Genomic DNA, 19,641 nt, shown 5'->3' on the forward strand with positions numbered 1-19,641 from the left:
GAGACCTGGTGGGGGAAAAGAGAAAGGTGTTCAACCGTCTACGACGGACGGCTGAACAGCCCCTCGGCGTCACTCGGCGGAGCCGGGCACACCTCCGTGCCGCACCGCCCGCACGCCTGCCTGGAAGAGGGCGCTTGCTCTTACTGCGGCGGCAGTTGGCCTCAGCAGTACGGTTCCCAGAGCTCGTACTCCAGGGCGTCGGAAACCGCGGGCGAGGAGTCGCGCAGGCGGGCGAGCAGGGCGCGGTTGTGCTCGCGGATCTCCTCGTCGTACCCGGCCAGCGGGCTGTCCTCGGACAGGTCCAGCAGCCACAGCGGCCGGAGCGTCGCGCCGCGCAGTGCCTTTCCTTCCGCGGTCTCGGTGCCCGCGTGAATCCGGCGCACTCCCGGGAGTCGCGCCGCCATGTAGTAGGTGATGTTGAAGTACTCGGCGGCCGAGGCGAGTTGGTCGTGGTCGAGGCCGAGCCCCCGCAGGTACACGGTGTCGCCGCAACGGTAGTACAGGCAGAAGCCGACGGGCGGTTCGCCGGGGCGCGAGCACAGCACCACTTCGGCGCGCGAACCGGCGAGTTCACCCTGCTTGCGGAAGGACTCGGCCATCGGGGCCACGTCGACCGTTCTGCCGTAGCGCAATAGCGAACGGGCCAGCAGCCGGGCGACGTCCTGCCAGGACTCGGCGAGCGTCCGGTGCTCCACCTCGTATCCGGCCTTCTCGAACTTCCGTATCTCGCTGCGGATACGGCGGGCCCGGTGCGCCGACAGCGACTCCAGCCAGGCGTGGTAACCGCCGGGCGGGATCTCGATCCAGGCGTCGGTCTTCAGCGCGACGGGGGCGGTCCGCACCCCCGCCGCGCGCAGCGCCCCCACGTCCTCGGTGGTCAGGTACATCGCCACGCGGGCGATCTTCGACTCCTCGTGCAGGGGCGAGCGCAGCGCGCGGACCGCGTCGAGCACCTCGGCGGCGGCCTCGGTCCGGTCGGTTCCCTCGCCGGTCAGCAGGTGCGCCAGGTAGCCGCGGCGCTGGCCGATGAGCAGGCCGCCCGGCTCGGGCGCCGGCAGGCCGCGCGCGGTAAGCAGGTCGTGCCACCGCAGGTCTGGGGTGGGCTCGTCGGTCACGGCCGCCACGGGGATCGCGGCCCGGCCGCCGCCGGGGATCTCCACGTGCAGTCCGCCGGAGACCGACCCGGGGTCGAGGGCGCACACCCGTAGCCACAGCGCCGACGAGTAGAACCTGCCGTCGGCCAGCCGGTCCCACTCGGTGTCCCCGAGCCCGCCGATGGCGTCGGCGAAAGTGTCCGTCGTGGCGGTCATGGCGCCTCCCATAGTCTCTGCCCGACCGTGCCCGCGAGTTCGCTGCGCGATCGGACGCTGAGTGTGCCGAACATCTTGCGTAGGTGATAACTGAGCGTGAGTGGCGAGCGGTTGATGCGGGTGGCGATCTGGCTGTTGGTGAGGCCGTCGCTGACCAGGGTGGCGATCACCCGGTCGATCTCCCCCAGGCCGGGCGGCCACGGCTGGACGGCCAGGGCTGGACGGCCGTGGCGCCCGCGGCGGGGCGGGCGGGCTCGTCGGCGTACGGACTCGCCGGGGCGTGCGGACTCGCCGCGGGCCCCCGCCCTCATCGGTTCGGGCAGCGACTCCAGGACGGCCTGCCGGAACAGCGGTTGGGTGAAGAACAGCCGGTCGCCGACGCCGGCATTGACCCCGACATCGGTGGCCTCCTCCACCAGCGGCAGCAGCATCCCGGCGGGCTGCCCGAAGGCCTCCGCCACCGCGCCGAGCTCGAACTCCTTGCCGCTGAGTGCGGCGAGCTGGATGAACAGCCTGCAGCGTGAGGGGATTTCGGCCAGCAGCAGCCGGACCACCCGGTGTACCCGCTCGGGCAGGGCCGTGGAGGTGACCTCGGCCCTCCCGCCGGCGAAGGTGAACGCGTTCTCCTCGCTCAGGCACTGCAGCAGCTCGATGAGCAGCCGGGCGTTTCCTTCCGCGGCGGCGGCGAGCGCCGCGAGCGTGGGTGAGGGCGGAGCGCCGAGCAGGTCGGCGGTGAGTTCCCGCTCCGCGTCTTCGGGCAGCGGGCCGAGGGCCACTCGGGTGTGGGGCAGCGGCGGCTCGGGCAGCAGCGAGAAGACGCGCTCGACTTCGGGCCCCCCGCGGCTGGTTCTGCGGGGCAGGACCCAGACGACGGCGGCCGGGGAGAAATCTGAGATCAACTGAGGGAGCGCTGACGGCAGTTGCGCATCCAGCCTGTGCAGATCGTCGACGGTGACCAGGACGGATGCCGCAGGGTCACTGAGCCCCAGCCAGCCCCGTAACAGGGAGGGAACCGAGACAACCCGGGCCGCCGGGACCCGGATCCCCTTTGCCGCGCCTCGGCCGCCTCGGTCGACAGCAGATGGCTCTTTCCGGTTCCTGAAGGACCTTCCACCCAAAGCAGGCAACAGGTGCCGCCTTCCCCCGTCGACCGGACGCGTTCCGTGGGTGTTCGCCACTCTTGCGGCATGGCCGAAAATAAACGATCCCCCATGGCTGTAGAACTATTCTTTTTCGGGTGTTCGAGCATTCTAGTCCTAACATAGCTGTTCAGTGTCCACAGGGGCCGTTGGTCGACAATTGAGCCGCAATTGAGCCCCAATTGAGTCGCGCTGGAGACTGGGGTGAAACAGTGACCCCTGCGGGTCGAAAGGCCCAGTCACCATCGAGCGCGAGCGGAGACTTCATGTCGGCGGAGCGGGTAACAGCCCAGTACAACGAGGAGTTCCGCACGCCGGGCAGCGACTTGCCCACGGTCGCCCAGCACGTCAAGGACTTCCCGACGCTCACGCCTTGGCATGGCGAGTATTTGGCCAGACCCCTCTTCGTCGCCGAGCGTGAGATTCGCGAGTTCGCCGACGACCTGCAGCACCTCGTCGAAATGCAATTTTCCTTGCCGGACCGGATGTTCGGCGGCGATCTGGACGCATTCCGGTCGGTGCTCGGTATCAGCGACGGCCACTGGGAAGCGATACGGCAGTTCGGTGGTGACGTACTGCCACCCCGCTATGGCCGGGCCGACATGTACCACGACGGCACCTCATTCAAGCTCCTCGAAACCAATCTGGGGAGCGAGGCCGGCGGCTGGGCCCTCGCGAGTGAAATCTCCCGGGCGACGATGGAGGTCGCCGGCTTCGCCGGCTTCGCGCGCCGGAACCGGCTCGGTTACGTGCATCCCGTTCGCGCCGTGGTGGAGGCGCTGCGCCGCTTCGGCGCCCCGGTGGCACCCGGGCGCGAGCCGGTGGTGGCCATGTTGGAATGGCGTGGAGGTCTGAAGGACTACGGCGCGCTCGCGCTCAACTTCCAGTCCGCACTGCGCTCGGCGGGCCTCGACATCCTGGTGGCCGAGGTCTCCGACGTGCACGAACGCGGCGGGGCGCTCTACCTCGGGGACACGAAGATCGACGTGGTCTACCGCACCTTCGTCCCGGACCAGATCGCCGAGGAACCCGACGGCTGGGACCTGGTCGCACCCCTGCTGCGTGCGTACCGGGCGGGCGGGACGCTGCTGTGGACCCCGTTTTCCAGCAACATGTTCGCCAACAAGGCCGGTATGGCGCTGCTCTCGGACCCGGCGCGTCGGCGCAACCTCAGCGACGACGAGTGCCGGCTCATCGACCGGGTGCTGCCCTGGACCCGGCTGATCAACACTGACGTGCTCAAGACCGACACCGACCTCGTCGACGAATGCCTGGAGCGGCGCGAGCAGTTGATCCTGAAGGTCAACGCGCGCGGCGGCGGAGTCGGCGCCGTGGTGGGCTGGGAGACGGACGACACCACGTGGCGGCGGGCTCTGGAGAACTCCGCCGCCGAAGGATGTGTCGTACAACAGAGAGTGATCCCCCGGACTGAGCTTGTGGTGGACCCGGTATCCGGGGAAACCGAGGAATGGCATGCCGCCTATGGCATGTTCTACACCCCGAATGGTTGTGCGGGAGCATATGCCAAGGTGGTGCCGGCCGGATCGGGCAGCATCATCTCCATCGCGGCGCATGCCAAGGCGTGCAGCGCGGCCGTCTTCCATCAGAGCGAGCTGCCCGCCGGGGACGAAGTACCTGCCGCGAGCGAATTGCCTGCCGATGCAGCGAAGTAAAGAGAAGTCATGATGCCGCAGCATTCCCCCGCGCCTTCGGCGTGGCGGCGGATTCAGACGGCCTGGGGTCTGCCGGACCTCGCGGGAAAAGGCCGATTCGTCACGGCCAATCTGATCGACAGCCTGGGAAACGGGCTGGTGGTGGCGTTCACCGTCGTCTTCTTCGTGAAGACGACGTCGCTGTCACTGGTCGCTGTCGGCGCCGCGCTGACCATCGGCCAGCTGCTCGTCCTGCCCTTTCCGCTCTTTATCGGGCGCCTGTTGGACAAATACGGTCCGCGCACCGTGGTCGCTGCGGGTAACTGGATTTCGGTGGCCGGATTCATCGGTTTCCTTTTCTCGCACGCGGCCTGGCAGATCGTGCTGTGGCAGTTCGTGGTGCAACTGGGTTCCACCGCCTTCTGGATGGGCAACAGTCCGCTCACCATGCTGGTTGCCCGGGGCGTCGAGCGGGCCCGCTGGTTCGGCTTCGTCCGTGCCGTGCGCAATGTCGGCGTCGGTTTCGGGGGCGCCGCGTCCGCGGTGGCCCTGAGCATCGGAACCGTCGCCGGGCTGCGGGCGGTCATGGTGATCAACGTGGTCACTTTCGCCGTCGCGGGCTGGCTCGTGATCACCTTGCGGGGCGCGGACACGAGCGAGGTGGCCGGCGCCGGGCCCGCGGAGCGGAAGCCTGCGGAGCCGCAGCCTGCAGAGCCGAAGGCCGCCGAGCCGAAGCCCGTCGAGCCGGAGCAGGCAGCGGGCGAAACCACCGGACAACCCTCGGGCGGCTATCGCACCGTGCTGCAGGACACTCGGTATCTGCGGCTGGTCGCGACGAACATCTCCTTCGTCTTCGCCTCCACAGTGATCACGGTGCTGCTCGCCGTCTACGCGGTGGACAACCTCGAAGTCGGCGCCTGGATCGTCGGCGTGATCGTCGTGCTGAACGCGGTTATGGTCGCGCTGCTCCAGACGCTCGCCAGCCGGTGGATCGAGGCCCGCAGCCCGGTGACGGTGCTGGTGCTGGCCTTGCTGTTCAACGCGGCGGCGTTCGTCGTCTTCGGCACGCTGCTCGTGCTGCCCGGCTGGGCGGCGATCGCCGGGCTGCTGATCGCGATGGTGCTCTACACCGTGGCCGAGATCCTCAGCTCGCCGCCGACCAGCGAACTGAGCGTGGTGATGGCGCCCGAGCACCTGCGGGGCCGCTATCTGGGCGTCTACCAGCTGTCCTGGTCGATCGGCGGTGCCGTCGCCCCGGCGCTGCTCACAGCGCTGTTGGAGGGCGGTGCGGCGCTGCCCTGGGTGTTCCTCACCGCGATCAGCGTGCTGGCCATACCGCTCGTGATCGGGCTCGACCGGCGGCCCGCGGCCACGAGCGAGGCCGCACAGGCCGGGGACGTCGCCCCCGTGGAGCAGTTCGACGGCGACCCCGTCGGCTGAGCCTGCCCGCGCCTGTTGAGCGCGCACCGCGCTCGACGCCGACCGCCGCCCGGCAGCACACCGGGCGGCGGCCGGCGTTTCCCGTGTTCGCCGTTCGTCAGCCTGCGGCCCTGCGGCCTCGCGGCTTCCATGCCGTCCCGGCCGGCACCAGTGCGCCGCCCGCGAGGCCGAGCGCGCCGAGCCGTTCGCCGCCGAGCGCGATGCCAGCCGCGGCGGCACACAGCGGTTCCGTGCCGACCAGCAGGCTGACCCGGAACGGGGACGTACGGCGCACGGCCCACATCTGCACGAAGAACGCGAACAGCGTGCACAGCACGGACAGGAACAGCAGTCCCGTCCACTCCTCGGCGTCGGCGCCAGTTCTCCAGGGCCTCCCCAGCAGCGGCCGGTCTTCGGCGTAGGAAGTGAGGAAGGGCCATGCCTTGTCGAGAGACCGGTGGCGCACATGGATGGCGGGGCGTCCGCCATCGGCCAGGCAGCCGCTGGAGGTGATCGGCTCCTCGCCGGGAGGCAGAGGCAACAGCCACCCGGCCGAGTCCTCGAGCCACGGCTGGCCGCAGGCGTCACACCAGTGCACCGCGGCGTCCTGCCCGGCCTCGCTCTCGTACCAGCCCGGCTCGCCCCGCCGCCCAGTGTCCGAGCTGGTGCGCGCCGACACCAAGTTCCGAACGGCGGGTACTGAGGCGTGCCCTGTACTCGTGGGCGTTCAACAAGAACGCGCGGCATCGCGAGCCTGCCGACGAGTGGCGCCGTGCCTTGGAATGGATGAAGCGGATCTCTCTGCCGGTCAGCGTTCTTACGCGGGCCGACGTGCTCCGGCGAGCCCTCGATGCCATGTGCCGCAAACCGGACGGCAAGGCGGCCGCGGCAAAGACAGCACCGCGCACGAGCGCTGCGTTCAACGAGGCTCTCAACACCGCTGTTGAGAAGGGGTGCTTTGCGGGAGAACCCCCTCAACGGGCTCAGGTGGAATGCACCGGCAGTCAACGCGGAGGTGGATCCGTCTGCCGTTCCCCATCCGGCCCGCAGAGGTCATCCATCTCCGTATCGAGCAGTGCCCCTTGCCGAGGACTGGGTGGAGATGCTCAACCTCTCGGGCGGGGGCGTCATGTCTGGCAGGGAGTGGACCGACGACGGGGAGGAGCACGAGGTGCGTTCGCTCAAGCGGCGCACGGCAACTGCGGGCGCGAGCACGGGAACACGCCCTCACTCGGACGGAACGCGCCTCCGGCCTGGCCAGCGGCCGTACGACCTCCGGCACGCCGGGAGCTCGTTCTGGCTCTACTCCGGTGTGGACCCGGCCGATTGCGCTCGCAGCGCCGGCCAGAGTATCGAGGTTCTCTTCCGACACTAGGAACGGGGAGTTGGCGTGCAAGCCGGACTTCGCCGTGAGTAAGCGGAGTGAAAGGCGCCTGACGGGCGAAAGGCCAGGTCAGGGTCAGGCGCCTTCTTTCGTGCGCCTAGAAGAAGCCCAGCTTCTTCGGTGAGTACGACACCAGAAGATTCTTGGTCTGCTGGTAGTGCTCCAGCATCATCTTGTGCGTCTCGCGTCCGATGCCGGACTGCTTGTAGCCGCCGAACGCCGCATGCGCGGGGTAGGCGTGGTAGCAGTTCGTCCACACCCGGCCCGCCTGGATCGCACGGCCCGCGCGGTACGCGGTGTTGATGTCGCGCGTCCATACGCCGGCCCCGAGGCCGTACAGCGTGTCGTTGGCGGTCTTGATGGCGTCGTCGAAGTCGTCGAACGACGTGACCGAGACGACCGGGCCGAAGATCTCCTCCTGGAAGATCCGCATCCGGTTGTCACCCTCGAAGATCGTCGGCTGGACGTAGTAGCCGCCCTTCAACTCACCGTCGTGCTCGACACGTTCGCCTCCGGTGAGGATCCTGGCACCCTCCTGCCGACCGATGTCCAGGTAGGAGAGGATCTTCTCCAACTGGTCGTTGGAGGCTTGCGCGCCGATCATCGTGTCGGTGTCGAGCGGGTGGCCCGGCTTGATCAGCTCGGTGCGGGCGACCGCCGCCTCCATGAACTCGCCGTAGTGACCGCGCTGGACGAGCGCCCGTGACGGGCAGGTGCAGACCTCGCCCTGGTTGAGGGCGAACATCGTGAAGCCCTCGAGCGCCTTGTCCCGGAAGTCGTCGTTCTGCGCCCAGACGTCGTCGAAGAAGATGTTCGGGGACTTGCCGCCGAGCTCCAGCGTGACCGGCTTGATGTTCTCCGAGGCGTACTGCATGATCAGCCGCCCGGTCGTGGTCTCACCCGTGAACGCCACCTTCGCCACCCGCGGGCTGGACGCGAGCGGCTTGCCCGCCTCCACGCCGAAGCCGTTGACGATGTTGACGACGCCCGGCGGCAGCAGGTCCGCGATCAGGCTCATCCAGTAGTGAATGGACGCCGGGGTCTGCTCGGCGGGCTTGATGACGACCGCGTTGCCCGCCGCCAGCGCCGGGGCAAGCTTCCAGACCGCCATCAGGATCGGGAAGTTCCACGGAATGATCTGCGCGACGACCCCGAGCGGCTCGTGGAAGTGGTACGCGACGGTGTCGTCGTCGACCTCGCCGAGCGAACCCTCCTGGGCGCGGATCGCCCCCGCGAAGTAGCGGAAGTGGTCGATGGCCAGCGGGATGTCGGCGGCCAGGGTCTCGCGTACCGGCTTGCCGTTCTCCCAGCTCTCGGCGACCGCCAGCTTCTCCAGGTTCGCCTCCATCCGGTCGGCGATCTTCAGCAGGATGTCGCCTCGCGCGGTGACGGAGGTGCGGCCCCAGCCGGGCGCGGCCGCGTGCGCCGCGTCCAGCGCGCGCTCCACGTCCTCGGCGGTGCCCCGCGCGACCTCCGTGAACGGCTGTCCGTTCACCGGACTCGGGTTCTCGAAGTACTGCCCACGAGCCGGAGGCACGTACTCGCCGCCGATGAAGTGGTCGTAACGCGCCTGGTAGGAGACGATCGCGCCCTCGGTGCCGGGCGCCGCGTAACGGGTCATGCTGGTCTGCCTCCCGGAGAAGCGCTGCCCGCCGTTGGACAGCTCTCGCCGCGAGGCTAGGAGCGCGGACGTTGCAACGACGTTGCGGACGCGGCAGGTCAGCCCTGCCCGGCCACCGACCGACGCCGCGCCGCGAGTGCTGCGGGGTACGGTCGGCCCGGTGGCGCGGCCTGTTCGCGTTCCAGCTCCTCCAAGCGGGCCCGCACCGTCGCCGTCGGGCGTACGGCGGCCAGCGCGCGCCATACGTCGAGGTCGTCCTCGCCCCACGGGGCACGCGCCCAGTCCGCCAACAGGTCGGGGTCGCGACGGGCGATGAGCGCCGTACGCAGCCCGTCGGCGAGGCGGCGCCGCAACCGCACCACGGCCGGGGCCCCCGAACCCGGCAGCAGAGGACCGCCGTACGCCGCCGCGGCCGCCGTGACCGCACCCGTACCGAGCCGCCGTTCGACGACCGCCACGTCGGACTCGACCGGCGCCGTGAGCCGGTAGGGCCGCGAGCCCAGCAGGCCGGGGCCGAGCAGCCGGCGCAGTCGGGTCAACTCGGCGCGCAGGGTCACCGGCGTCACCGACTCGTCCTCGTACAGCGCGCACAGCAACTCGTCGCCCGACAGCCCCTCCGGGTGCCTTGCCAGCAGCACCAGGATCTCGCTGTGCCTGCGGCTGAGCCTGACCTTCCGGCCGCCCGCGACAAGTTGGGCCTCGTCGCGGCCGAGCGCGGTCAGCTCGACCGTGTCGGCCGCTGCTTCCGCCGGTGCGAGCAGTGCCAACTGGGACTCGGCGGCCCGCGCCACCGCCTGCACGAAACCGAGACTGTGCGGATGCGCCAGCCCGTCCCCGCCCGTGATGTCCACCGCGCCGAGCACCCGCCCCGTGCGCGGATCGTGCACCGGTGCCGCGGCGCACGTCCAGGGCTGGACCCGGCGGATGAAGTGCTCGGCCGCGAACACCTGCACCGGTCGGTCCACGGCGACCGCCGTTCCCGGCGCGTTGGTGCCGACCGAGGTCTCCGACCACCGCGCGCCCGGTACGAAGTTCATCCGCCCCGCCTGCCGCCGCGTCGCCGGATGCCCCTCGACCCACAACAGCCGACCCTGCGCGTCGCACACCGCGAGAAGGTGCTCGCCGTCCGCCGCGAACGTCCCCATGAGCTCCCGGAAGAGCGGCATCACCCGGGCCAGCGGATGCTCCGCCCGGTAGGAGCCCAGGTCGCCGTCCGTGAGCTCCACCCGTGCCGTGCCGTCCGGTGCGACACCGGCCCGTGCCGATCGCCGCCATGAATCGGCCACCACGGAGCGCACCGGTCGGGGCACCGTGCCCGCCTCGGTGAACGCCTCGTGCGCGCGGCGCAGTATCCGCACCCGCTCGACGGGATCGGCTCCTGGTTCGAGGGCCACCCACGGTTCGGACAACTCGGCCTCCCGGTAGGCGATGCGGCTGAGACCATCGTCACTCCCGGTGCGGGCGCGGACAAGCACCGTGACGGAGCTCCTCACGCGGCGCTCATATGGGCGTGGGTCGTCGGGGAGCGGCGGCGGGCACTCCGTCAGGCGAAGTTGACGAGCTTTATGTACCGCGTCCAGTCCCAGTTCGGCCCCGGATCCGTGTGGTCGGTGCCCGGTACCTCGTAGTGGCCGATGATGTGAGCCCGGTCTTTGGGGATGCCGTGCTTCGCGCAGATCGCGGCGGTCAGCTTGGCCGATTCTTCGTAGAGCGCGTTGGTGAAATAGGCGGGCCGGTCCACCCAGCCCTCGTGTTCGATACCGATGCTGCGGGTGTTGTAGTCCCAGTTCCCCGCGTGCCAGGCGATGTCGCGCTCCCTGACGCACTGGGCGACATGCCCGTCGGCTGATCGTACGAGGTAGTGCGCGGACACCTTCTTCTGGGGATTCTGGAAGATGGCCACGGTCGTGGGAAAGGTCTCCTGCGTGACGTGAATGACCACGTAGTCGAGCGGATAGGCCGTCGGCCGAGTGGATGCCGTGTAGTTGGAGGTGCTCGCCGGTGCCCATTCGGCGAGCGGATAGTCGACGGCCGCCGTCTCCGCCGTCGCCTGTGCGCCGGGAAGTAACGCGTAGGGGAGGGCGGCGAGGGCGGCGCCGCCCTTGAGCAGGCGTCGCCGGCTCGGGAACGATCTGGCCCGTTCCATGAAGGAGTTGCCTTTCGGTGATGAGGGGACGAGGTCGGCCGCGCTCAGCGTCGCAGGGTCGCGGCGGTGTCACGCAGCCGCGCATGCAGGCCGCGGTGTGTCTCACGCGCGGGCAGCCACTCCTTGCGGATCTTGGCGACGCACGTGTAGTTGGTGTCGCAGACGTTGGCGAGCGGCGATTCGACCGCCTGGGTCGCGAACTGGTAGGCGTCCAGCTCGCTGAATCCGTAGTCGCGCACCAACCACTGCACCAGGTCGAGCTGCGATATGCGGAACGCGTCCTCCAGCGGGCGTGCCGAGCCGGTCGAGATGATGTGTGAGTCGGACTCGATGCGCGGCCAAGGGGTGGCGACTCCCTTGAGCAACTCGACGATCACCACCGTGTTCATCGCGCACTCGACGGCCACACCACATGTCTCGCCCTCGCCCTGCCGGGCATGCCCGTCACCGAGGCTCAGCAGGGCGCCCTCGACGTTCACCCCGAGGAAGCAGGTGACGCCGGCCCGCATCTCCGGAGTGTCCATGTTCCCGCCGTGCGCGTCGGGCACCAGCGCGGAGCGCACCTCGAGGTTCGCGGGCGCCACTCCGACGGTGCCGTGCATCGGGTCCATGGGCAACTCGAGCCGGATGTCGCTGTCCCGGGCGCTGAACAGGGCGGTGCGCCGCTCCCGGTCGAGCTGCCAGATCCACACGGTCTCCGGCAGAGGAGGCTGCAGCGTGGCCGTGGTGTGCGTGGAGGTGAGCGCGCCGAACAGCGGGACCGTCGTCGAGGCCGCCCAGTCGCGAGCGGGCTCGATCGACACGAAGTGCACCGCCACGGTGTCGCCCGGCTCCGCGCCCTCCACATGGAAGGGGCCGGTCTGCGGATTGAGGAACGGGAACTCGCACACCTCGGACACCAGGTCCTTCTCCGAGCGCACCCGCCCGGCGAAGCAGTCCTCCGTGTACAGATCGAGGACGGTGCCCGGCGCGATGCGTGCCACGGGCGGCGCACCACCGAACGTCCAAGCGTACTCGCCCGGTTCGGGGCGCACGGTCAGGATGCGGGGGTCACTCATGGCTGCACGGCTCCGCTCTGCCGAAGGTCGGGGGACTCGGGGGACTCGGGGGACGACGTCTCGTCGAGGTGGACACGGGCGGTCTCGGCTATGCGCCCGGGATGGCGGCGCGACAGGACGATCAATACCACGACCCCGGCCGCCATCCAGACTCCGACAACCGGTCCCGCATACGAAACGGGCGCGGTGAGTTCGGAGACGAAGTCGAAGACGGGCAGGCCGGCGGCCGTCAGCAGCGCGGGCACGAAGGCGACGATGCCCAGCAGAGGGAAGAGCAGATGCCGCACCGGTTTGAGCAACTCTCGTCTGCGGCGCAGGAAATAGCCCGCACAGGCGAGGTTCACCACGATGTACACGCCGACGACGACCGTGACGATCACCGTCGCGAGCAGCAGGAACGCCGTGACAGGGTCGTAGTACAGACCGAGGCCCAGCACAGCCGCGACCGCCACGCCGCACTGCGCGGCGATGCCGGCGACGGGGGAGCGGTGCCTCGGATGCACGTGCGCGAAGAGTCGCGGGAACACCTTGATCCGGGCCAGGGCGAAGGCCGTGCGGGTGGAGACCGTCGCGCAGGCGTTGGCGTTGGCGATCGTGGAGTTGATCACCGCCAGGAACACCAGCACCCAGAACAGTCCGAAGGAAGCGCGTGCCACGCCTTCCCAGGACGCCGCGCCGGAGGCTCCGAAGCCCCCTAGGCGGTCGGGGCCGAAGTACACCGACATGGCGTACGTGGTGAGGACGTAGAAGAGACCGATCCCCAGCGCCGCGCCGAGGACCGCGCGGTGCATGGTCCGGCGGGGATCCTTCGTCTCCTCGGCGAGCGGTGCCGCCGCCTCGAATCCGGCGAAGGCCAGTACCGTGTAGACCGATCCCGCGAACACACCACTGACGCCTTCGTGTCCCTCGGCCGTGTGAGAGGTCCCGAACACCGACAGTGTGTTGTCCCCCCCGGCCTTGACGATCAGCCATATCGCGAAGACGAGGAAGACCAGCACCTCGAAGACGCCGAGGACGGTGCCGAAGCGGGCCGAGGCGCGCACTCCGAAGTATCCGGCGACCGCGATGATCGCCGCGCCCGCGAGCGACCACGGCCACCACAGGTCGTCCGGGTAGGAAGACCACTCCTGGTGCAGTGTGCCCGCCGTGGTGAACCCGAGTTGCAGGAGCAGCAGCGGGGGCACCAGCGCCTCGACGAACACATAGCCCCAGCCGACGAGAAACCCTACGGCCGGGTGCAGCCCCTGGGCCGCGTACGTGGCCACCGAGCCCGCGGTGGGCAACTGTCGTGCCAGCTCCGCCACACAGGACGCGGTGAAGAGGCAGGCGACGAGGGCTATCAGCACGGAAAGGGGCAGACTGCCGCCCGCGAAGGCCGCGCCCGACGGAATGGACGCGGCGACCGCCGCGGCCGGCGCCATGGCCGTGATGCTCTGGAACAGGACCTCCCGCAGCCCGACAGCCTCGCGCCGCAGTCCCGGAACCGTCTCCCCCGACATCTGAACCCCCCGATCCCCCGATTCGCCCGGACAACCAGCCATCGGCCCGACGGCTGCGCCTCGCGTGAATTACGGTACGGCGCTTGCCGGTTGGGCGGGAGGGCACGGCGTTCGTCGGTGGACAACTCCGGGACTGTGGACAACTCGGTCACCCGTCAGGGGGAAAGGGACCCTGAGTACCGCGCCGTCGACCGCGATGACCGACATGGCCGCCATGGCCGCGCTACGCCCGCTCCGCGAACCCCGCCGGATCGTCGAGCACTGCCCGCACCACCGAGTGGGCGGCCCCCAGCAGTGGTCCCTCGGGCCCCAGCGGTGACACTGACACGGCGCAGGCGGGACCCGCCGTGCGCCGCGCCAACTCGCCCTCCAGCGACGGCAGCAGCCACGGTGCCAGACCGGACAGCGCTCCACCCAGCACGACCGTCTCCGGATCGAGGAGGTTGACCGCGCCCGTGAGCGCGATACCGAGCGCGGTCCCGGCGTCGCGCAGGGCACGCCGTACCTCCGCATCGCCCTGGGCGGCACGCTCGGCCAGCAGCCCGACACGGTCCTCACGCGGCTCCAGACCGGCCGCGCGCAGCACGGCCTCCTCACCCGCGTACTGCTCGAGGCAGCCCCGTCCGCCGCACGGGCAAGGAGGACCGTCCGGCCACACCGGCACATGCCCAAGCTCGCCCGCGAAACCGCGGGTTCCGCGCAGCAACCGTCCGTCCACGACCACGGCCGCGCCGATGCCGATCTCCGCGGACACATGCAGGAAGTCACGTGGTGTGGCATCGCCGAGCCAGAGTTCCGCCAGACCGCCGAAGTTGGCCTCGTTGTCCACGGTCAGCGAGAGGTCCCCGGGCAGTAGCGCTCCGAGATCCGTGTCACGCCAGTCGAGGTTGGGGGCACGAACCACGGTCCGGTCGTCGCGGGCCACCAGGCCGGGCACCGCGACCGCGAGACCCGCGGGCCACAGCCCCTCCCGTTCGGCCTCAGCGACGACCTGCCGCACCAGCGCGGTCAGCTCCTGGAGCACCGGCTCGGGCGGCCGGCCGCGGTTCGTGCCGTGCCGCACCGCCCGTGCCCGTACGTCACCGCGCAGATCGACGGCGCACACCGCCAGATGGTCGACGCCCACCTCCGCGCCTATCCCGGCGGGGCCGTGCCCGCTGACGGCGAGTGCCGAGCCCGGTCGCCCCACCCGTCCGGGCCGCTCGGGGCCCAGCTCTTCGAGGAGTCCCGAGCGGATCAGCTCGTCCACCAGCGTCGAGACCGCCGCCCGTGTCAGACCGATGCGCGAGGCGACGGCGGCACGCGACAGCGGCCCCTCCGCGCTCACGGTGTGCATGACACGGGAGAGGTTGCGGCGACGCATGCCCTGCTGGGTGTCGGGCAGTCGACGGCCGGAACCGGTCGGGTGGGCCTCGTGCAGTGGTGCGGTCATGCCTCCGTCAGTCCTCGTCCGGCCGGTCCCCCTGGGGGGTTGTCCTCGCCCGTGCTCGCTCAGCGCTCGCTCAGTCCTTGTTCGGTTCCCGTTCCAGGAGCGGGGCCGCGTCGGAGAGTACCCCGGCGATCCTGGCGAGCGTCTCCTCGTCCCGGTCCACGGCGTCGAGCACCGGCCCGCGGGCCGTTCCCCAGCGGCGGGCCACCGCTGCCGGGTCCTCGCCGGTCAGCAGGCCCGCGGCCTGCGCGGCGGCGCCAAGCGCGACCAGTTCCTTGGCCTCGGGCACCTGAACCGGACGTCCCGACAGCCGGCGTACGGTCTGCTGCCAGGCCGTCCCCCGGGCGCCCCCGCCGATGAGCAGCAACGGCGCGGAGCGGTCCGCGTCCGGGTCGAGCACCAGGTCGAGGGCGCCGAGGAGCGAGTGGACCGCGCCGTCGTACGCCGCCTGCAGCAGCTGCCCGCCCGTCGTGTCGTGCCTGAGGCCGTGCAGCAGCCCCGAGGCATGGGGCAGGTTCGGGGTGCGCTCGCCGTCCAGGTAGGGGAGCAGCGTCACGCCTGCGCCCGGTTCGACGGCCTCGCGGTCGAGGCCCAGCAGGGCGGCGACGCGATCGACGGCGAGCGTGCAGTTTAGGGTGCAGGCCAGCGGAAGCCAGTCGCCTCGTGCGTCGGCGAAGCCCGCGACGGTGCCGGTCGGGTCGGCGGGGCGCCGTGTCGAGACGGCGTACACCGTGCCGGAGGTGCCGAGGCTCAGTACGGCGGTGCCGGGGCGCAGTCCGAGGCCGAGCGCGGCGGCGGCGTTGTCGCCGGTGCCGGCGGCGACCAGCGTGCCCTTGGAGAAGGGCAGCTCATCGCGGGCGTGCACGGTTCCGGCCACCTCGCCGGGCCGGGCGATGCGGGGGAGCAGCGCCGGGTCGAGCCCGACGTACGCGAGGACTTCTTCGTCGTACCTCTCCGTACCGGATGCCCACCAGCCGGTACCGGAGGCGTCGCCGCGGTCGGTCGTGCCCTCTCCCGTGAGGCGTTCGGTGAGGTAGTCGTGAGGCAGCCGTACGGCCGCGGTCGCGCGGACGGCGTCGGGTTCGTGCTCGGCCAGCCAGGCCCACTTCGTCACCGTGAAGGAGGGGCCGGGCACGCTGCCGGTGCGCTCGGCCCAGGCCTTCGGGCCGCCCAGCTCCTCGACCAGGCGCCGGGCCTGCGGCGCCGAGCGCACGTCGTTCCACAGCAGGGCCGGGCGTACGGGATCGCCCTGGGCGTCGAGGGTGACGAGCCCGTGCTGCTGGCCGCCGATCGACACCGCGGCGGCCTCGTGGGCCGCCTCGCCGCACTGGTGCAGCGCCTCGCGGAGCGCGTCCCACCACTGCCGCGGGTCGCTCTCGCGGCCCGCTCCGGTGGTGACGTTGTGCGGCGCCTGCCCGCGCGCCACCACCTGTCCGGTCGATGCGTCGACGACCAGGGCCTTGGTGGACTGGGTGGATGTGTCCACCCCGACGACGAGCGGACCCTCGGCTGCTGACATCGGGCTCTCCCTCTTCCGCGGCTCCGCGGGATCTGTCCTGGTGGTGGGCTTTCTAGACCTGTGTGGCCCAGGTTTCGCACTTCGTCTCTTCCCAGAGTTGCCTCCGCATACTAATTTGTTAAGCGCCATGACGAAATAGTCGGAGCTAGCAAGGAGCCGCGGCATGAACTACCAGCCCACCCCCGAGGACAGGTTCACCTTCGGCCTGTGGACCGTCGGCTGGCAGGGAAGGGACCCGTTCGGCGACGCCACCCGGCGCGCCCTGGACCCGGTCGAGTCCGTGCAGCGCCTGGCCGAGCTCGGAGCCCACGGTGTGACCTTCCACGACGACGACCTGATTCCCTTCGGGTCCTCGGACAGCGAGCGCGAGTCGCACATCAAGCGCTTCCGCCAGGCCCTGGACGCGACCGGCATGCGAGTGCCGATGGCCACCACCAACCTGTTCACGCACCCCGTCTTCAAGGACGGCGCGTTCACCGCGAACGACAGGGACGTACGTCGCTACGCGCTGCGCAAGACGATCCGCAACATCGACCTCGCGGTCGAACTCGGCGCGCAGACGTACGTGGCCTGGGGCGGCCGCGAGGGTGCCGAGTCCGGCGCGGCCAAGGACGTGCGCGTCGCCCTCGACCGCATGAAGGAGGCCTTCGACCTCCTCGGCGAGTACGTGATCTCCCAGGGTTACGACCTTAAGTTCGCGATCGAGCCGAAGCCGAACGAGCCGCGCGGCGACATCCTGCTTCCCACGGTCGGCCACGCGCTCGCCTTCATCGAGCGTCTGGAGCGCCCGGAGATGTACGGCGTCAACCCCGAGGTGGGTCACGAGCAGATGGCCGGGCTGAACTTCCCGCACGGCATCGCGCAGGCCCTGTGGGCGGGCAAGCTCTTCCACATCGACCTCAACGGCCAGTCCGGCATCAAGTACGACCAGGACCTGCGCTTCGGCGCCGGTGACCTGCGCTCCGCGTTCTGGCTGGTCGACCTCCTGGAGAGCGCCGGGTACGCGGGGCCGAAGCACTTCGACTTCAAGCCCCCGCGGACCGAGGACTTCGACGGGGTGTGGGCGTCGGCCGCGGGCTGCATGCGTAACTACCTGATCCTGCGGGAGCGTACGGCCGCCTTCCGTGCCGACCCCGAGGTCCAGGAAGCGCTGCGCGCGTCGCGCCTCGACGAACTGGCGCAGCCCACCGCGGCGGACGGCCTGACGGGGCTGCTCGCGGACCGCGCGGCCTTCGAGGAGTTCGACGTGGAGGCGGCCGCGGCGCGCGGGATGGCCTTCGAGCGGCTGGACCAGCTCGCCATGGACCATCTGCTGGGCGCGCGGGGCTGATCGTGCCCCGGTGAGGGTCTGGCCCGTCTTCTGGCGGGCCGGACCTCACATTTCGCTGCGCGGACCCGGCGGGGAATGCTCCGGAATCATGCGATCCATGGCATGAGTCCGTATCAACTTCAGCACAGGGGTCGCCTCATGACCGGTTTCGAGGCGAGTCTTGACGGTATGGCCACCCCGCCCTTGCCGCCCCAGCCTCCCCGGCCGCCGGGAAACACGCCCCCTCCGGGAAACGGTGGCTTCGGCCCGCCGCCCGGAGGTTACGGGCCTCCTTCGGGAGGTCAAGGTCCTCCTTACGAGGGCTACGGTCCTCCTCCGGGGGGCGATGGTCCGGAGCCGCCTTCTGGTTTTTCCGGCGGTCCGGGGGGCCATGGTGGAGGGCGGCGCCGCACCCCGCTGTTCCTCGCGCTCGCCGCGCTCGTGGTCGTCGTGGCTGTCGTCGTCGTGGTGCTGATGGCCCGCGGCGGCAGCGACACGCCCGACAAGAAGGGGTCGACCGAGAGTGGCGGCACTCAGGGATCGTCGTCCCCGTCGCTGAGCATTCCGTCTGAGCTGCCCAGCGAGCTGCCTTCGTCCCTGCCTTCGTCCTTGCCCTCGGAGCTGCCGAGCGATCTGCGCAGCATCCTGCCGAGCGACCTGCAGTCGCTCCTGCCGACCTAGGGGAACGGCGCGCTGCCGTAAGCCGCTGAGGTGATGGGCACGCGCGCGTGGACGCCGTTTCGCGACTCACGCACGCGTGCCCGAAGAAAAGGATCCTGAGGTCAGATCCCGTGCGGCAGCCGTACGTACGTGACCGTCGTCTCGATACCGCTGTCCACCAGGCGACCCTGCGCGTCGAACGCGCCCGCCCCGTCGGTCATCCCGAAGTCGTTGTCGTTGATCAGCGCGAGTGTGTCGTGGTCCACGCGCGCGATGCCCTCGATTTTTCCGGGTACCCCCGCGACCGTTCCCAGGTCCACGACCAGACGCTTGGCGAGCACCGGGACGCCGGAGGCGGCCGGATCGTCGAGCTGTTCCAGAGAGGGGGACGTCGTGTCGCTGTCCCAGGAGCCATTAAGGATGTTCGCGCTACGCGTGAGCTCCACCACCTGCAACCGCGCCGCCTTGTCCGTGCGTTCCTCCACCAGCAGCCGATCGCGGCCGACGGCCACCACGGAGGAGATCTTCAGCTCCGACGTGTCGTCCTCGCTGGGGTCGACCACGTTCACCGGGTCGAAGCGGTAGGCGTACTCGGCGGTGACGGCCCGCTGCTTCGGAGAGAAGCGCAGCAGCCGCGTCGTGCGCGAGGCGTCCCCCGCGTCGCCGTCCGGCAGGGAGAGCGGGCTCTGCACGGCCATCACCAGGTCGCCGCCGGGAAGCTGGGCGAGCCCTTCGAAGCCGCGATTGATCTTCCGGTGCAGCAGGATGGCCGGCAGCGCCTCGACCACCGGGTAGTCGGTGCCGGTCAGGTTCAGTCCCTTGGGCACATAACGCGTAAGGACCTTCCCGCGCGCGGAGACATGGATCAACGAGGGACCGTACTCGTCGATGAGCCAGAAACTGCCGTCCGCGGAACGGACGATGCCTTCGGTGTCCACGCCGTTCGGGTTGTACGCGAGGGGGGTCTGCGCGTCATAGGAGTACGGCGCCTCGTCGCGCCCGGCCTGGTTGGACAGCCCGGTGACGGGCTTCCCGGAGGACGTGGTGATCGGGAGCGCGTCCAGCACCTTCACGGTGTCACCGGACACCCTGATCTTCACGATCGCCGGGTCGAAGCCGGGCACCGGGAACGTGCGTCGCTTCTTGCCGTCGACCTTGATCTGCCCATTGGGGCCGCGGTCGGTGACCGTCCAGAACTCGCCCCGGCGCCCGGCCGGGTAGATGTCGCTGCCGATCCCACCGAGGTCCACGCCCCGGTCGTCGCCCACTGTGCCGGGCAGCAGCGCGTTGCTGAACGTGCCCAGGGGGATGTCGCCGAGGGTCGCGGTGCGCGTGACCTTCGGCTGCGACGGGTAGCTCTGAGCGTTCGCGGTGCCGACCGCCACGAGGGCGGCCAGCATCGCGAGCGGTACACCCGCGGCGACGGTTCGGTGGACGCGGCGCCGGCCGACGGCATGCGGGGACATCAGGCCTCCTGAGGCACAAGTTCATTGACA

The 19,641-nt window shown here is 70.2% G+C and carries 14 protein-coding genes and 1 pseudogene; 4 read left to right on the forward strand and 11 right to left on the reverse strand.

Annotated features, from left to right (window positions below; translation table 11 throughout):
* Positions 1-161: 161 nt before the first annotated feature.
* Together AQJ27_RS24025 and AQJ27_RS57940 are read right to left on the reverse strand one after the other, a co-directional pair.
* A complete protein-coding gene (locus AQJ27_RS24025) occupies positions 162-1,310 on the reverse strand; it encodes a GNAT family N-acetyltransferase (RefSeq protein WP_067372532.1) in 1,149 nt (382 codons plus the stop codon).
* Positions 1,307-2,209, reverse strand: coding sequence for a helix-turn-helix domain-containing protein (locus AQJ27_RS57940; protein WP_067372536.1), 903 nt, complete (start codon positions 2,207-2,209; stop codon positions 1,307-1,309). Before AQJ27_RS57940 ends, AQJ27_RS24025 begins: the two co-directional genes overlap by 4 nt.
* Positions 2,210-2,715: 506 nt before the next feature.
* On the opposite strand from AQJ27_RS57940, the gene AQJ27_RS24035 reads away from it, so the two are divergent.
* Together AQJ27_RS24035 and AQJ27_RS24040 are read left to right on the forward strand one after the other, a co-directional pair.
* Positions 2,716-4,122: a glutathionylspermidine synthase family protein gene (locus AQJ27_RS24035; protein ID WP_067372539.1), complete on the forward strand. Its 1,407-nt coding sequence runs from the start codon at positions 2,716-2,718 to the stop codon at positions 4,120-4,122.
* Positions 4,123-4,131: 9 nt separating this feature from the next.
* Positions 4,132-5,541, forward strand: a complete 1,410-nt coding sequence (locus AQJ27_RS24040) for an MFS transporter (protein ID WP_235613573.1) — start codon at positions 4,132-4,134, stop codon at positions 5,539-5,541.
* 97 nt (positions 5,542-5,638) lie between these two features.
* Here AQJ27_RS24040 and AQJ27_RS52445 read toward each other — a convergent pair.
* The 8 genes and pseudogenes from AQJ27_RS52445 to xylB all read right to left on the reverse strand — a co-directional run.
* Positions 5,639-5,911: pseudogene (locus AQJ27_RS52445) on the reverse strand (EamA family transporter); the annotation flags it as partial.
* Between the two features lie 1,090 nt (positions 5,912-7,001).
* Positions 7,002-8,525, reverse strand: coding sequence for an acetaldehyde dehydrogenase ExaC (gene exaC, locus AQJ27_RS24055; protein WP_054228929.1), 1,524 nt, complete (start codon positions 8,523-8,525; stop codon positions 7,002-7,004).
* A 98-nt stretch (positions 8,526-8,623) separates the two neighbouring features.
* Positions 8,624-9,934: a helix-turn-helix domain-containing protein gene (locus AQJ27_RS24060; RefSeq protein WP_201264335.1), complete on the reverse strand. Its 1,311-nt coding sequence runs from the start codon at positions 9,932-9,934 to the stop codon at positions 8,624-8,626.
* A 134-nt stretch (positions 9,935-10,068) separates the two neighbouring features.
* Positions 10,069-10,671, reverse strand: coding sequence for an N-acetylmuramoyl-L-alanine amidase (locus AQJ27_RS24065; protein WP_067372548.1), 603 nt, complete (start codon positions 10,669-10,671; stop codon positions 10,069-10,071).
* Positions 10,672-10,715: 44 nt separating this feature from the next.
* Entirely contained in the window at positions 10,716-11,729 is a 1,014-nt protein-coding gene (locus AQJ27_RS24070) for an acetamidase/formamidase family protein (protein ID WP_067372550.1), read from the reverse strand.
* Complete coding sequence (locus AQJ27_RS24075; RefSeq protein WP_067372553.1) at positions 11,726-13,228, reverse strand: APC family permease; 1,503 nt, start codon at positions 13,226-13,228, stop codon at positions 11,726-11,728. Before AQJ27_RS24075 ends, AQJ27_RS24070 begins: the two co-directional genes overlap by 4 nt.
* 223 nt (positions 13,229-13,451) lie before the next feature.
* Positions 13,452-14,660: an ROK family transcriptional regulator gene (locus tag AQJ27_RS24080; protein WP_067372556.1), complete on the reverse strand. Its 1,209-nt coding sequence runs from the start codon at positions 14,658-14,660 to the stop codon at positions 13,452-13,454.
* A gap of 70 nt (positions 14,661-14,730) precedes the next feature.
* The gene (gene xylB, locus AQJ27_RS24085) at positions 14,731-16,176 is read right to left on the reverse strand and encodes a xylulokinase (protein ID WP_067372559.1); all 1,446 of its coding nucleotides are present in this window, start codon (positions 16,174-16,176) and stop codon (positions 14,731-14,733) included.
* A 163-nt stretch (positions 16,177-16,339) separates the two neighbouring features.
* Here xylB and xylA point away from each other — a divergent pair, with 163 nt between their 5' ends.
* Both xylA and AQJ27_RS58770 read left to right on the forward strand, forming a co-directional pair.
* Positions 16,340-17,506: a xylose isomerase gene (gene xylA, locus AQJ27_RS24090; protein ID WP_054228923.1), complete on the forward strand. Its 1,167-nt coding sequence runs from the start codon at positions 16,340-16,342 to the stop codon at positions 17,504-17,506.
* A gap of 429 nt (positions 17,507-17,935) precedes the next feature.
* Positions 17,936-18,166: a hypothetical protein gene (locus tag AQJ27_RS58770; protein ID WP_235613572.1), complete on the forward strand. Its 231-nt coding sequence runs from the start codon at positions 17,936-17,938 to the stop codon at positions 18,164-18,166.
* Between the two features lie 101 nt (positions 18,167-18,267).
* Here the strand turns inward: AQJ27_RS58770 and AQJ27_RS24100 are convergent, their stop codons facing one another.
* Positions 18,268-19,611, reverse strand: coding sequence for an esterase-like activity of phytase family protein (locus AQJ27_RS24100; protein WP_067372562.1), 1,344 nt, complete (start codon positions 19,609-19,611; stop codon positions 18,268-18,270).
* Between the last annotated feature and the right edge of the window lie 30 nt (positions 19,612-19,641).

It is taken from the genome of Streptomyces olivochromogenes (assembly GCF_001514115.1).
Classification (GTDB): domain Bacteria; phylum Actinomycetota; class Actinomycetes; order Streptomycetales; family Streptomycetaceae; genus Streptomyces; species Streptomyces olivochromogenes.